The following is a 14,926-nucleotide window of genomic DNA, read 5'->3' as shown; positions in this document are numbered from 1 at the left end:
TCAGGCTCCCTATTTCAAAGAGCGGCGAACCGCGTTGATGACAGCCTGCGCTTTGGTGCGGGTTTCATTGGCTTCAGATTGGGGATCTGAGTCGTAAACCACACCGGCGCCTGCCTGAATATAAGCACGGTCGTTTTTCACAAACGCTGAGCGGATAACAATACAGGTATCCATATCGCCGTTTCCGTTTAAGTAGCCCACAGCGCCGCCATAGCTTCCCCGGCGTTTCTTTTCAACCTGGCGGATTAATGTGGCCGCACTGACTTTCGGTGCGCCGACCAGGGTGCCCATGTTCATGCAGGCCTGATAAGCATGCAGCGCATCCAGATCGTCACGCAACTGACCCACGACACGGGAAACAAGGTGCATCACGTGAGAGTAGCGATCTACTTTCAGCAAGTCTTTCACAAAACGGGTACCCGGACGGCTTACTTTCGCCACATCGTTACGGGCCAGGTCGACTAACATAATGTGTTCGGCTTTCTCTTTGTCATCTTCACGCAAATTCAGTTCAATGCGGCTGTCCAAATCCGGATCGATTTCACCATTCGCCCGTTTGCCTCTGGGACGTGTACCGGCGATGGGGTAAATTTCCACCTGATTCGATGATTTCTCATATTTGATTGCCGACTCAGGTGACGCGCCGAATATAGTAAAGTCTGCATCCTGCATATAAAACATATAAGGACTTGGATTACTGATTTTTAATTGAGCGTAGGCGGTTAACGGGTCAGGACAAGGTAAGGAGAAAGTGCGGGAAGGTACAACCTGAAAAATGTCACCGGAAAGGATATTGGCTTTTAAGTTGACAACATCCTGCTTATAGGTTTCATCGTCTTTGTCGACATCCACATCCATAGCATCCTGTGCCCCTGGCGGGATAGTGGCAGTGCTCGCAGGTATATCTGTGAGTCTGGCCTGCAGCCGCTCCAGTCGCTGTGCCACATCAAAATAACTTTGTGCCACATTAGGACCGCTGAATACGCTGCCGATTAAACGGGTCTGGCGGGTTTGATGATCGACTGTGAGTAAGGTCTCTGCCAGATAGAATACAAAGTCCGGACAGTCATTTTCGCCATCGGGTACATCAGGTAAGTTTTCGAATGTGGCCAGCAGATCATAAGCAAATACACCACCCAGAAAGACGGCGTGGGGATGCTGGCGGATTGGCGTGATTTTCTGAACCAGTAATCGCAGGGCGTCGAATACACTGGCCGCTTTCAGCCGGCTGTCTTCATCAAGGGCATCATCCGCAGCGTGGCAGGTGAGCGTTACCGTTGCACCGTCTCTTTCAACACTGGTATTGTCCGGGCGCTGCGCTTCAATCAGCGGTATTACCGATTCGCCGTTGGGGGTCAGTGCAGTGCAGATAACCTGATTACCCTTGCACACAAGGCGCATCGCGGCATCTACCATCAGCAGGCTTTGCAAGTCGTCCTTGCTGTCAATTTCTGCTGATTCTAACAACAGTGCATTTGATTTTCCGGCACAAAGGTGGGCAAAGGCGGCTAACGGATCGTTCAGGTAGGTACCTGACTGTTCGATTGTTTCCACTTTGCCGGGCTGGGTGCCCAGTTCCGCTAAACTCATTGTCGCATTTTCTCCAACTGCGATTAAAAAAAAAGGCCCGTTAAACGGGCCTTTATTGTGTTCTTTTACGCACTCACGCGTACACCGCCCGTTACTTCAGGGAGTGCCACCACCAAACTGCTTTAACTAAAGTGCTGATTGATAATTGATTACGCATGATTTCTCTGTCATAAACTTCGATAGGCATCGAAGGCGTTAGTACGTATAATATGCCCTATAGAAGAAAACAAAAACGAAGTTGTGTCAACCGTAAATTTGCATAAGACATTGAAAATCGATCTACATAGTCATACAAAATTTTCCGACGGCCATTTAACGCCGGAAGAGCTGGTGCTCCGCGCGCACACCATGCAAGTGGATGTGCTGGCCATTACCGATCATGATACCCTCGCCGGATTACCGCTTGCCCACCAAACTCAGGCAAAGCAAAAGCGTGCGATGACGATCATTAACGGCGTTGAAATCTCCACCGCCTGGCACGGGTTCGATATTCATATCGTCGGCTTAAATGTGGATGTGGAAGATGCATCACTCAACAGTTTTCTGGCTGAGCAAAGTGCAATACGCAAGGAACGTGCGGTTAAAATTGGTGAAAAGCTGCAAAAATGCGGGTTTGACGGTGTGCTTGAAAAAGCGCTGAATTTTGCCGGAGTCGGGCAGGTGACCCGTGCACACTTCGCACGCGTATTAGTGAATGAATATGGTGTTGCTACCATGGATGCCGCCTTTAAAAAGTACCTTGGAAAAGGGAAACGGGCCGCCGTTAAGGCTGTATGGCCCGGTATGGAACAAGCCATATCTCATATTCGTGCTGCCGGTGGTCAGGCTGTACTTGCTCATCCCGCCCACTATGACATAACAGCAAAATGGTTGCGCCGTCTGGTCAATGATTTTGCGCATCACGGTGGACAGGCCATCGAAACGGCTTTTCCCGGTATCAATCCTGACAAGCAAAAGCTTATCAACGAGCTTGCCAGCGAGCACAATCTTTTGGCTTCGGCGGGGTCTGATTTTCACTTCCCGTCCAGGTGGACAGAATTGGGGCGTAATTTAGGTATCGCTTCTCACCTCAAGCCAGTCTGGCATGACTGGGCACTGCCCGCCCATCAGTAACAGGACATTGTAATGAGTCAATTTTTCTATATTCATCCTGAAAATCCACAGCAGCGATTATTGAATCAGGCTGTGGAGTTAATCCGGCAGGGCGAAGTGGTGGTGTATCCCACTGATTCCGGCTACGCCATTGGCTGCCAGATGGAAGACAAAAAGGCGCTGGAACGCCTTTGCCAGATAAGGCAAATCGAACAAGATCACAACTTCACTTTGATGTGCCGTGATATGTCCGAATTATCGTTTTATGCCAAAGTGGATAACACCGCTTTCCGGCAAATAAAAAATAACACTCCGGGTCCATATACGTTTATTTTTAAAGCTACCCGTGAGGTACCCCGCCGGTTACAAAACCCGAAGCGGAAGACCATCGGGATCCGTGTACCGGATAACGTGATTGCACTTAAGTTGCTGGAAACCCTTAATGAACCGCTGATGTCCACATCGCTGATCCTGCCTGGTAAACAAATGGCAGAGTCAGATCCTGATGAAATCCGCGACAGGCTGGAAAAACAGGTAGGATTGATTATTCATGGCGGGTATCTTGGTGAAGATCCCACCACCATTGTCGATTTCTCTGAAGGCAATGCGGAAGTGATCAGGGAAGGCAGTGGCGACCCGTCACCGTTCCTGTAAAACAATCACAACACGGACGAACAGCACTTAAGATGACAGATGAACAAACGCCGGCGGCAGTAAGCGACCCCGTTCAGCAACCTTTGCCACTGGCGTTTATCAATGGCGAAGCGGTTATAGAAAAGCCGTCAGATCTGTACATTCCCCCCGATGCACTGGAAGTCATTCTGGAAACTTTTGAAGGCCCGCTGGACCTTCTTTTGTACCTTATCCGCAAACAAAAATTCGAAATCGTAACCTTACCCGTGGCAGACATTACGGCGCAGTACATGGAATATGTGGAGGTTATGAAAACATTGAAGCTGGAATTAGCTGCCGAATATTTGCTGATGGCAGCGATTCTGGCTGAAATAAAATCACGGTTACTGCTACCAAGGCGAAGCGATGAACCGGAAGATGAAGAAGACCCCAGAGCGGAACTTATCCGCCGGTTAAGAGAATACGAAGCCGTTAAAGAAGCTGCACAATCGCTGGATGAACAACCCCGTATGGAGCGGGATGTGTTTGCTGTGAAGGCTGATGTGGCGCTGAGTGTGCAACCGGTGCGGATAGAGCCGGATGTGTCACTGCAGGAGCTTGTGCTGGCATTCAGCCATGCCATGAAGCGGGCTGCCGCGTTTGAACATCATACAATTGAGCGGGAGGCGCTGAGTACCCGTGAGCGCATGAGCCAGATTCTGGCTATGGTAAACAGTGAGACCTACACACCGCTGGATGCGTTATTCACGCCGGAAGAAGGCAGAGCAGGTGTGGTGGTGTCTTTTCTGGCGATTCTGGAATTAGTAAAAGAACAGCTTTTATTGTGCGTTCAGACAGGACCATTTGCCAGAATTCATGTAAAATTGGGCCGTCATGAAGAAGATTAATAAAGTCCAGCTTAAGCAACTGGTCGAGGCCGCACTGTTTGTTGCCGATGGGCCTATGACTAAACTGGCACTGCGTGAGTCTGTGCTGGCTGAATTTACAGTCAGTGAAAGGGCGCTGAACGAGGTGCTCAAAGAGCTGGTGCTGGACTATCAGCCCAGAGGAATTCAACTGGTTGAAGTGGCCAGCGGATACCGCTTTCAGTCACTGGACAGCTTAAGCCCCTGGCTGAGCCGCATGTGGCAGGAAAACGCGCCCCGTTACTCCCGTGCAATGTTGGAAACGCTGGCGTTAATTGCTTACCGTCAACCCATAACCCGCGGCGAAATTGAAGCGGTACGCGGGGTGGCAGTCAGCAGTAATATTATCCGTACCCTGACAGAAAGAGACTGGATAAAAGTGGTAGGGCACAAAGAAGTGCCGGGCAGACCGTCGTTATATGCCACTACCAGACAGTTTCTGGATTATTTTTCGTTAAAGTCGTTGGCCGATTTACCCGGATCTGAGGTTTTTGAAGGGCTTGAAGACAACGAACAGCCGCCTGCGACGGCTACACTGGAGGCACCGTCTGACGACGACCGTGCGATTGAAACCGCTGAACAAAAGCGAGAAGAAAATGAGTGAAAAGTTGCAAAAAGTCCTGGCTAACCAGGGACTGGGCTCCCGCCGTGAAATGGAACGGTGGATAGAAGCCGGAAGGGTATCGGTAGATGGCAAAATTGCGACACTGGGTGACCGTGTTGAGTCCGGCCAGCAAATCCGTGTGGACGGTCATCTGTTATCCCGTCAGGCAGAAAAACCGGTATGCCGTGTACTGATGTATAACAAGCCAGAAGGTGAATTATGCAGCCGTCACGATCCTGAAGGCCGCCCCACAGTATTTGACCGTTTGCCAGCTATCCGCGTGGGACGCTGGATTGCCGTGGGCCGGCTGGATATCAATACCAGTGGCCTGTTGTTGTTCACCAATGACGGTGAACTGGCAAACCGCTTAATGCACCCTAAATGTGAAGTAGAACGTGAGTATGCTGTACGCGTATTCGGTGAAGTATCCGGTAAAACGCTGAACACGCTGACGAAAGGGGTTGAACTGGAAGATGGTCTGGCGCGGTTTACTGAAATCAAAGCCCGTTCTAAGCCTGCCGGTGAAGAAGAGAGCATGAACCGCTGGTACAACGTGACGTTGTCTGAAGGCCGTAACCGCGAAGTACGTCGCTTGTGGGAGTCTCAGGAAATGCAGGTCAGCCGTCTCGTTCGCGTGCGCTACGGACCGGTGGAGCTGCAAAAGCGTTTACCGCAGGGTGCCTGGGTAGAGCTGCCGCTGGAGCAGTTAAATGCCCTTCGTAAACTGGTGCAACTGGACGATGAAACACAAACGCTGGTGGATGTAAGACAGGGTAAACTGGATCACGCCCGCCTTACCCGCATGCGCCGCTCGGTGAAAAAGCACCGTACACGGCAGTCTCATCAACGTAATCAGTCAGCCAGCTCTGACTGACGGGAAGGGCGTTTCTTTAAACAGGCACGCCCGTTATCAATGCCGTGCCGGCGGGCAACCTGAGCAATCAGCCCGCGGTGCGTTTTGAGAAATTCATCTAATTTTTCCAGCATCGCCGGATACTGCTCACTGGAAATCCGCAGGCTCTCTTTCTTATCCTGAATATGTGCTGATGCCACGATGCGTTTACCTGACAGCTTCAGTGCTGCAGTTGCATCATTCAGCTGTTCACTGTCTGTGATAATGGCATCAACTTCACCGTCAACCAGCGCCTTTACCAGGAGTGTCGGGTCAGCGAATGACACTATTTTTGTGTAGCCTTTACGTTCCTGTTCTAACCAGTCACTGGAAACCGGCTGATCTTCAATAATACCAAGTGCAGTCACGTCGGGAATTCGCATCCACTGATTCTCAGGTAAAACACGGGTGATTTCACAAATACCGACCACAGGCTGGCTGTAAAACAACGTGCCGTCTGTGGCAGACCAGCGGGGATGATCCGGAAAGCGGAAATCAATCGTGTTTTCTTTAAACCATTGATCGTAAGCGTCGCCCTGAAGGGGCACATATTCCAGTTCGAAGCCCTCTTCAAGAGCAAATGCTGTCATCACCGCATCGAGTACCGGTTGATATTTACCACCGTTGACCGGGTGGACCTGTCTGCCTGAACTGTCTTCAACACCTACAAAGAAAGTATCTTTCGCCGCAAAAGCCTGACCTGAAAGCAATACGGCAGCGAGAAGAGTGATAGCGCGTCGCATCGTATTCGTCCTGTTCACTTAAACTTTAGTCGTAACACAAGCCTATCAATGCATTTGCATTTGCACGATAAGGCCGTTGGCATGCAAGTATTAAAACCAATACCTGAAGAAAGTGAAGTAATCTGTATTCAATGTCTTAGCGTAGACAAGGTGAATTCATAAAACAGGAGAAGATAATGCAATCGATGCCTCAATTAGGTGTAGGTACGTTTCGTTTAGAAGGAGAGGTAGCAAGAAAAACGGTTTCAGATGCGCTTTCCACCGGCTTCCGCCATATCGATACCGCCCAGTTTTATGGCAACGAAGAAGAAATCGGCAATGCAATTCAAACTGCCGGTCTTCCCCGTGAAGAACTGTTCGTGACCACCAAGGTATGGCACGACCATCTTGATAAGGGTCACTTCATTCCGTCTGTGCACGAAAGTCTGAACAAACTGAAAATGGCCTATGTTGACCTGCTGCTCATCCACTGGCCGTCACCCAATGATCATATTCCCATGGAGTCATATTTAGCCTCACTGAAGCAGGCTAAAGAAGAAGGTTTAACGCGCCATATCGGTGTGTCGAATTTCACTATGGCACAAATCGACAAAGCGGTTGAGATCCTTGGAGAGGGCGAGATACTCACTAATCAGATAGAGCTTCACCCGTTTATGCAAAACCGTCAGGTGGTTGAACATTGTAAGCAGGCTGGTATTTCTACTACCGCCTATATGCCCTTTGCGGTGGGCGAAGTCATGAAAAATGATGAACTCAAAGCCATTGCTGACGCGCACGGAGCCAATCCTGCCCAGGTTGTACTGGCGTGGATGGAAGTAAAAGGTATCCATGCCATCCCTTCATCAACGAATAAGGACCATTTGCAGGCGAACTTCGATTATACCGCTGTCACGCTGTCAGAAGATGATGTGGCGCGCATTGATGAGCTGGATAACGGCGAACGTATCGTGGATCCGGATTTCGCGCCGCAGTGGGATTAATATCCTTTTACATTTAACCACCCGTAATTGTCATAAAGGGTTTGCCGGCTGCACTTTCATCACCATATAGTGGATAGGATGTATACGCCTGATGACGTGCAGTCAGGTAAGTAAGGCAATATTAATACAAGGACAAACGTGCTACCGGATAATAAACAGCAGCAGCTCCGGCGTGCAAAACGCATCGCGCTTTTCTGGCTGGTAGGAGCTGCGTTTGTCTTTATTCTTGCGACGCTGGCAGAGTACCGGCAGTGGATAACGCCATGGCCCGCCTGGGCCGGTCTCATTAAGATGGCATCAGAAGCTGCGCTGGTTGGCGGGCTGGCTGACTGGTTTGCCGTCAGCGCATTGTTCAGGCCTATTCCGGCCAGATTTCCAATCCCTCACACGAATATCGTAGCGAATAACAAAGCGGCGGTTGCCGGTAATTTGTCCCGCTTTGTGAAGGAAAAATTCTTCAATGAAGTCGCTATCGAAAAACTGGTCAATGATTCCCGTCCTGCTCAGGGAATGGCAAGATGGTTGCGGGAGCCTCAAAATGCAGACCGTCTGAGTCGCTTCGCTGCGCGCTCGCTGGTAGGGATCATAAACACGCTGGACGATAAACCCGTTCAGGACATGATGGTAAGCGGAGTAAAGCGGGCACTGCTGAAAATGGATCTTTCACCTCTCGCGGCCGGCACGTTACGGGTTCTGACCCGTGATAAGCGCCATCAGGAGGTGCTGGATCAATTGCTTTATAAAATCGCAGAGCTTGCTCACCGGCCTGACAGTCAGATGTTTATTGCTGAAAAGCTGCATAGCTGGCTGAAAGCAGAGTACCGGCGACTGGAGAAAATACTGCCAACCACCTGGTTGAGCGAGCAGGGCGCTGACATCGCTTCCAAAGCCATTGTGAGCATTCTGGCGGATATTGCCAATGACAATGAACATCCGGTCCGCCAGAGTTTCGACCGCCAGCTGGAGGACTTCACCGCAAGGATGGAAACCGACCCTGCTATGACAGAGAAGCTGGAAAATATCCGTAACCAGTTGCTGAACAACGATACCCTTCAGCTGTACCTGTTTCAGGTGTGGGGCGACGTGAAACGCTGGTTAATTGATGATGTTGCAGCCACAGACGGCAAGTTCACAAGCCGGGTATCCCATGCACTGCAGGAAGCCGGTAAATCGGTGGCCAACGATGAGCAACTGGCAAACGCTATTGATGTACACATCGCAGAAGCCGCCAGAGCCATGGCACCGGAGCTGGCGGATTTTCTTACTGATCATATCCGTAAAACTATTCTGGCCTGGGATGACAACCAGATGGCGGAACAAATTGAGTTGAATATCGGTAAAGATCTGCAAAAAGTGCGTATTAACGGTACCTTAGTGGGCGGGTTGATTGGTGCCTGTCTGTTTTTAATCGAACATGCTATCAGTCTTTTATAACCGGTACGTAGCCGTCTTCCTTTTGAGTTTTTTGCACTATCGTGTGACACTTTTCCTTCCCCATTTCTATTTATAAAAAACGAAAACAACATGAGAAAACGATTTCTTCCTGTGTTACTGCTGGTGTTGCCATTTATGTATGTCAGCGCTGACGCAGAGCAAGTCAGAGCCCGCGATATTGGCATTGCTCCGGGCGTACTTGCTCCCGGAAAACTGAATAGCATAACCGATGTCGCAGGTGTGCGGGTGGGGCAGGTAACCCTTCATAAAGGAAAAGACATTCACACCGGTGTGACAGCCATTATTCCGGCAGAGGGCAATTTACGGCAGCGTAAGGTACCGGCTGCGGTATACGTGGGTAATGGATACGGCAAAATGGCCGGGATCAGTCAAATCCGGGAGCTGGGAGAAATTGAAACCCCCGTTGTGCTTACTAATACACTGAATGTGGCTGAAGGTATTGCCGGCGTGGTGGAATGGACGCTGGCACAACCCGGGAATGAAGACGTGGCATCGGTGAACGCTGTCGTAGGTGAAACCAACGACGGATTTCTTAACGACATCCGCCGCAGAACCGTAACGAAAGCTGATGTGATTCAGGCTATCAATACAGCGCAAAGTGGCCCGGTTGCAGAGGGAAATAATGGTGCCGGCAGCGGTACCCGCGCCTTCGGATGGAAAGGCGGGATCGGAACAAGCAGCCGTTTGCTGCCTGCATCACTGGGCGGATACACGGTCGGTGTGCTGGTACAGAGTAACTTTGGCGGCATCCTGAATATCGACGGCCTGAAAGCCGGGGAAGCGCTCAATCAGCACTACCTGTATAACGAACTGAATAACGATACCGCTGCTGACGGCTCCATTATGATAGTGGTTGCAACAGACGCACCGCTGGACGACCGCAATCTGGAAAGGCTGGCAAAGCGGGCCATGGCCGGTGTTGCGCGAACCGGTGCCAGCCTGACAAACGGCTCCGGCGATTATGTTATAGCCTTTTCTAACGCAGATGCATTACGTCGTGACGAGCAGTCGCCGGCTCATTCGTCCACTGTGATGGCGAACAGTCAGGTGTCACCTTTATTCGAGGCGGTGATTGAAGCAACGCAGGAAGCCATTTATAACAGTCTGCTTATGGCTGAGGACGTGGAAGGTTTTCACGGGAGTGTAAAAGCCCTGCCGGTAGACAAAATCCGCTCTATGTTACCGGCCGAACAGGGGACTACAGAGTCATCTGATACGTTGAGAGTGGCTACTTTTAACGTAAGTATGGAGTCAACAAATTACCCTTCTTCAGGGCTTCCGCCCGGTGATGACGTGCTTAAAAAGGTGTTGTCAGATGGCAATAATCCGCAGGTCAAAAATATTGCTGAGATCATTCAGCGCACCGCGCCGGATATTATTTTGCTTAATGAGTTTGATTACATCAAATCGCAGAGCGATGGTGTGCGGGCTTTTATTCAAAATTATCTGAATGTCAGCCAGCACGGGCAACCTGCTATCGATTACCCGTACGTTTATCTCGCACCGGTGAATACCGGTGAGCCGTCTCCTTTCGATCTGGATAACGATGGAAAAGCCACCGGAACAGGCGGTGATGCGTGGGGATTTGGCTTGTATCCCGGCCAGTACGGCATGGTTGTATTGTCGAAATATCCCGTCGTGCATGATCAGGTGCACAGCTTGCAGACATTTAAGTGGAAAGATATGCCCGGAGCTCAGAAGCCCGTTGACCCGGCCACAGATACTTCCTGGTATAATGAAGAGGAATGGGCTGAGTTCCGTTTAAGCTCCAAGTCTCACTGGGACATACCCGTTAACGTTAATGGCCGCATTGTGCACGTACTTGCTATGCATCCCACACCGCCTAATTTCGATGGTGATGAAGACCGTAACGGTAAGCGGAACCATGATGAAATCAGGCTGATGGCTGACTATCTGTCTCCGGATAAAGGCGAATATATTGTTGATGATGAGGGTAAACAATCCGGCCTGCCGGAAAACACCCGTTTCGTACTGGCGGGCGATTTCAACGCTGCCGATGCGGGTGATAAACACAGGCCCGGCGCAATAGAACAGCTTATTGATAACCGGTATGTGAACGGCAATGTTATTCCGGAAAGTGAAGGTGGCCGTGAACATTCAACAGAGCCTTACAGCCGCAGGTTCACTGCTCACTGGGGAGCAAGGGCAGATTACGTTTTACCGTCAAGATATGGTTTTGAAGTGACCGGTAGCGGTGTTTTCTGGCCCGAAAAAGCCAGCCCGTTGTACCGTCTGGTGAAAGATCGTGAAGCAAGTTCTGATCACCGCCTGGTCTGGCTGGACGTCAAGTTAACCGGTAAGTGATTAAGCAGGCCGGGCAGATGTATTTCTGTCCGGCCTGTCAGGGATTAGCTGCGGTTGCTGTTGTTACGTCTAATTATTTTGCTTTCCAGCGCAGGATTAGCAAGCTCAAGTACAACGGCGCGCTCTAAAATGATATTGCCGTTAACAACCACATCGTCCGTGATTGAAAGTACCGGTTGTTCGGATTTGTTCTTCATCCAGCCATTTTCAGTTTCTTCAAATACGATGTCGCCGTATATCCGGGTATTGCCTGACAAGCTGACATCACCGTTTTGCGTTGTGACTGAGCCTTTTATCTCGCCATCCGGCACCGTAATATCGCCATTCACTGTTTCCAAATCGCCTTCCACCAGACTATTCACAGAAAGCCCGATATTACCATTTACCGTAGACATATCACCAAACACATTCAGGTTTTTACCGGCATTGATATCGCCGTTAACCGTACTCGCATCATTGATTGCAGCGTTATCTGCAATACTGATGTTGCCATTCACCGTACTGACATCTTCAGCAACAGTAAATGTTTGCAAAGTCACGTCTCCGTTTACGGAAGACACATCACCAGCATGACGGCCTTCATAGATGGTTACCGATCCCAGCACACTGCTTACATCGCCGCCATCGTGATAATCACCGTTACCTCCGACATTGATTACACAGCCTGATAGTGTGGCAGCACATAAAAGTGATAAAGCAATAATTGAGCGATTCCTGTTTAACATACTATTTTCCGTTTTGTAGTGATGTGTGTCCGGTATGGCGTTAATACTCCCGATTTTGCCGGGAAGGATTCACTTAATAATGAGCAATAACCGCACACGAATGAGTGTAAAAAGTATGACAAGTTCAGCAATTGCTGAGCCAAAATTGATTATGTATTTAAAATCAGGAGGTTATGGATTTTTGGCGTGCAGGGGGAAGGGGAGAGCGTATCCGGGAGTAGTACGGAACACCACATTTTGGTGTTCCGGACCAAAAATGCTTACTGATCGAGCGGGGTATTAAAATCTTCTGACAATTCGAAGTCACCTTCCACGGTGGTCAGCACATTACCGTCGAAATTAAGTACCAGTTGCTTCTGGAAATCTTCACCGCGTTTGGACATACCGCGCTTCATATCGTACACGTAATACCATGTGCTCTTATCAAAAGAGTCTTCAACAACAGGGTGGCCAAGAACATAAACAACCTGCTCTTTGGTCATGCCAACACGCAGCTTTTTAACGTCACGTTCGTCCAGAAAGTTGCCCTGTGGCACATCAATCCGGTAGATCCAGTTGTTACAGGCAGTGGTGAAAAATACAGCGGTTAACAAAATAGCGATTTGATACAACTTCATGCGTGAGCTTGTCCAGTTATGCTTTGATTATAGTGACAGGCATTACCTTTGCCGGCAAACCAGTGTCAGAATGCGGCTGTCGCAAAATAATGCGCGACAGCATGCTACCCAATCACCTATGACCAATCAACCGCTTATTAGTTCGATTCTGCACTTTCTAACAGTTCTCTGGCATTTGCCAGTGCTGATTCGGTTACCTTGTCACCAGCAAGTAACCGGGCCAGTTCGTCTATCCGGTCCTGCTTCGTTAATGGCAACATCTGTGTTTCTGTTGTATTGCCATCGCTGAACTTGGTCACAAACAGCTGGTTATGGGCCTGTGCAGCTACCTGAGGTAAGTGCGTAACACACATAACCTGACTCACTTTACCCAGCCGGCGTAACAAACCACCCACAATGGCGGCGGTCGGGCCGCTGATCCCTGTATCGACCTCATCAAAAATCATGGTCGGTGTTGCATGTTTGTCACTGGTCAGTACCTGAATGGCAAGCCCGATACGAGACAGCTCACCGCCCGACACCACTTTCTCCAGCTTGTCTGCCGGCTGACCGGGGTTAGTGGACACCAGGAAAGTTACGTCATCCAGACCAGACGCCACAGGCGTTTTGTCTGGATGATAATCAACGGCAATATCGATGACCGCATGAGGCATATTCATCTGACGGATTTGCCCCTGAATCGCTTCTGCCAGCTTAACTGAAGCGATCTGCCTTGATGCCGAAAGTGCCTCACAGGCCTGACGGTAAGCGTCTTTTGCTTCAACGACCTCATGCTGTAAATCTTCCAGACGATTCTCATCCTGCTCCAGACCGGCAAATTCTGCCGCCAGTGCCTGGTGATGCCCGAACAGTTCTTCAGGCATCACAGTATGCTTACGTGCCAGTTCCATGGCTTTGCTGTAACGTGATTCCACCTGTTGCAGCCGCAGAGGATCTATTTCAAGATCATCGCAATAGCTGCGTAATTCTCTGGCTGCTTCTTCCACCTGAATAGAGGCCTCGTTCAACAAGGCAATAATCGGTGTCAGGGCGCTGTCGTGTTCTTCCAGCTCAGACAGACGGTCAAGACCATTTTGAATAATGGATAACGCATTACCCTCGTCATTCTCATACAGGTTATAAAAACTCGTTTGCGCTTGTTCCAGTAATGTCTGGCCGTTACTTAACCTGCGGTGCTCAATTTCCAGTTCAGTAAATTCGCCGTCTTCAATGGCAAATTCATCCAGCTCCTGGACCTGATAGGCCAGCAGTTGCTGACGGTCAGCACGCTGTTGTGCCTGTGTTTCCAGATTTTTCAGTTCCGACTGTTTTTGTTTCCACAAGCGGTAGTTATCTGACACGGCGCTCAGCAAGGCAGGATGCGCGGCATACTGATCAACTAGTTTTCGCTGATAATCGTCTTTCAAAAGCTGAAGGTGCGTGTTCTGGCCATGGATAGCAATGAGGTACTGGCCGAACTGTTTCAGCTGTTGCAGCGATACCGGTGTGCCGTTAATGAACGCTTTCGATCTGCCTTCGCGGGAAATGATACGGCGTACAAAACAGCTGTCGTCATCTTCATCCAGTAATTCCTGCTCATCCAGCCAGGCCAGTGCAGCTTTATGGCCTTTCAGATTAAAATGGGCAACGATTTCAGCTTTAGGCGCGTCTTTACGCACCGCGCCGGCATCGGCCCGCTCACCCAGACAAAGGCTGAGTGCATCAATGGCAATAGACTTACCCGCACCGGTTTCACCGGTGATGGCCGTCATACCCGACTCAAGATTGACAGATAATTGCTTAACAACAGCGAAATTTTTGATCGACAGATTAACCAGCATGTGTTCACCGCAGTATGTTTATACAGTATGTGTAAATATATACAGTATTTTGGCTGTGTAAAGTGAAGTTTTTAATGCGGGATGAAAATGTTGGTATGTATGGGGGTGAGGAATCCTTAGCAGGTAGTTTTGTATGGAGAGGGTTTTAACTAACGCCTTTTACAGGAGTATATAAGTTTATCGTTGTTTCCTGGTTGCGAGAAACGGACATTTCATTTCTAGTTGTCTATTTGAGGGCATCGGTGTCAATTGTTAGTATGAACATCATTATCAAGAAGAACTAGACCTGATGAAGAATATTATATGCAACTCTCCAAGCTTCAAGATTAATAGAGATTGCATCATTTACGGTAATTCTGCCCGGTGTATACCTAACCTCTGGTGTTACATTAGACAGTAATTCCCAATTTAGTTTTGAGTCAGGTTCGTATCCTAGTCTACGCGATAAACTAACGAGCTTTCCGAAGTTATGAGTTTTAGGAAAGCTTTCCCGCGAATTCAACTCCGAAGTGCACCACTCGCTAAATTAGGCAGCCTTGCGTAAT

Annotated in this window: 13 protein-coding genes and 1 pseudogene; 9 read left to right on the top strand and 5 right to left on the bottom strand. The window is 49.4% G+C overall.

Annotated elements, in window-relative coordinates:
- Positions 1 to 9: 9 nt before the first annotated feature.
- Entirely contained in the window at positions 10 to 1,590 is a 1,581-nt protein-coding gene (locus AC4PME_RS15580; RefSeq protein WP_491046237.1) for an anthranilate synthase component 1, read from the bottom strand.
- 267 nt (positions 1,591 to 1,857) lie between these two features.
- Here AC4PME_RS15580 and AC4PME_RS15575 point away from each other — a divergent pair, with 267 nt between their 5' ends.
- The 5 genes from AC4PME_RS15575 to rluB are packed head-to-tail and all read left to right on the top strand — an operon-like array spanning position 1,858 to position 5,698.
- Positions 1,858 to 2,703, top strand: coding sequence for a PHP domain-containing protein (locus AC4PME_RS15575; RefSeq protein WP_491046238.1), 846 nt, complete (start codon positions 1,858 to 1,860; stop codon positions 2,701 to 2,703).
- Between the two features lie 12 nt (positions 2,704 to 2,715).
- Positions 2,716 to 3,336, top strand: coding sequence for an L-threonylcarbamoyladenylate synthase (locus AC4PME_RS15570; protein WP_490708969.1), 621 nt, complete (start codon positions 2,716 to 2,718; stop codon positions 3,334 to 3,336).
- Between the two features lie 32 nt (positions 3,337 to 3,368).
- On the top strand, positions 3,369 to 4,202 hold the full coding sequence (locus AC4PME_RS15565) for a segregation and condensation protein A (protein ID WP_303574621.1): 834 nt from the start codon (positions 3,369 to 3,371) through the stop codon (positions 4,200 to 4,202).
- A complete protein-coding gene (scpB, locus tag AC4PME_RS15560; protein WP_491046239.1) occupies positions 4,189 to 4,824 on the top strand; it encodes an SMC-Scp complex subunit ScpB in 636 nt (211 codons plus the stop codon). The genes AC4PME_RS15565 and scpB overlap by 14 nt, the downstream gene beginning before the upstream one ends.
- Complete coding sequence (gene rluB / locus AC4PME_RS15555; RefSeq protein ID WP_474864257.1) at positions 4,817 to 5,698, top strand: 23S rRNA pseudouridine(2605) synthase RluB; 882 nt, start codon at positions 4,817 to 4,819, stop codon at positions 5,696 to 5,698. Before scpB ends, rluB begins: the two co-directional genes overlap by 8 nt.
- On the opposite strand, the gene AC4PME_RS15550 is transcribed toward rluB, so the two are convergent.
- Complete coding sequence (locus AC4PME_RS15550; RefSeq protein ID WP_491046240.1) at positions 5,677 to 6,459, bottom strand: type 2 periplasmic-binding domain-containing protein; 783 nt, start codon at positions 6,457 to 6,459, stop codon at positions 5,677 to 5,679. The genes rluB and AC4PME_RS15550 overlap by 22 nt on opposite strands.
- Positions 6,460 to 6,635: 176 nt before the next feature.
- Between AC4PME_RS15550 and dkgB the strand changes: the two genes are divergently transcribed.
- The 4 genes and pseudogenes from dkgB to AC4PME_RS15530 all read left to right on the top strand — a co-directional run bounded on the left by dkgB (position 6,636) and on the right by AC4PME_RS15530 (position 11,219).
- Positions 6,636 to 7,439, top strand: coding sequence for a 2,5-didehydrogluconate reductase DkgB (gene dkgB / locus AC4PME_RS15545; protein WP_119500904.1), 804 nt, complete (start codon positions 6,636 to 6,638; stop codon positions 7,437 to 7,439).
- Between the two features lie 138 nt (positions 7,440 to 7,577).
- Positions 7,578 to 8,873, top strand: coding sequence for a DUF445 domain-containing protein (locus AC4PME_RS15540; protein ID WP_491046241.1), 1,296 nt, complete (start codon positions 7,578 to 7,580; stop codon positions 8,871 to 8,873).
- A gap of 90 nt (positions 8,874 to 8,963) precedes the next feature.
- A pseudogene (locus tag AC4PME_RS15535) lies at positions 8,964 to 10,025 on the top strand (P1 family peptidase); the annotation flags it as partial.
- Between the two features lie 45 nt (positions 10,026 to 10,070).
- The gene (locus tag AC4PME_RS15530) at positions 10,071 to 11,219 is read left to right on the top strand and encodes an endonuclease/exonuclease/phosphatase family protein (protein WP_491046246.1); all 1,149 of its coding nucleotides are present in this window, start codon (positions 10,071 to 10,073) and stop codon (positions 11,217 to 11,219) included.
- Positions 11,220 to 11,263: 44 nt separating this feature from the next.
- Here the strand turns inward: AC4PME_RS15530 and AC4PME_RS15525 are convergent, their stop codons facing one another.
- The 3 genes from AC4PME_RS15525 to recN all read right to left on the bottom strand — a co-directional run bounded on the left by AC4PME_RS15525 (position 11,264) and on the right by recN (position 14,381).
- Complete coding sequence (locus AC4PME_RS15525; RefSeq protein ID WP_491046242.1) at positions 11,264 to 11,944, bottom strand: DUF4097 family beta strand repeat-containing protein; 681 nt, start codon at positions 11,942 to 11,944, stop codon at positions 11,264 to 11,266.
- 260 nt (positions 11,945 to 12,204) lie between these two features.
- Positions 12,205 to 12,561: an outer membrane protein assembly factor BamE gene (locus AC4PME_RS15520; RefSeq protein WP_119500908.1), complete on the bottom strand. Its 357-nt coding sequence runs from the start codon at positions 12,559 to 12,561 to the stop codon at positions 12,205 to 12,207.
- Positions 12,562 to 12,698: 137 nt separating this feature from the next.
- A complete protein-coding gene (gene recN, locus AC4PME_RS15515) occupies positions 12,699 to 14,381 on the bottom strand; it encodes a DNA repair protein RecN (RefSeq protein ID WP_491046243.1) in 1,683 nt (560 codons plus the stop codon).
- Positions 14,382 to 14,926: the final 545 nt, after the last annotated feature.

This window comes from Alteromonas sp. (genome assembly GCF_984505615.1).
This window is presented reverse-complemented; position numbering and strand designations above follow the sequence as displayed.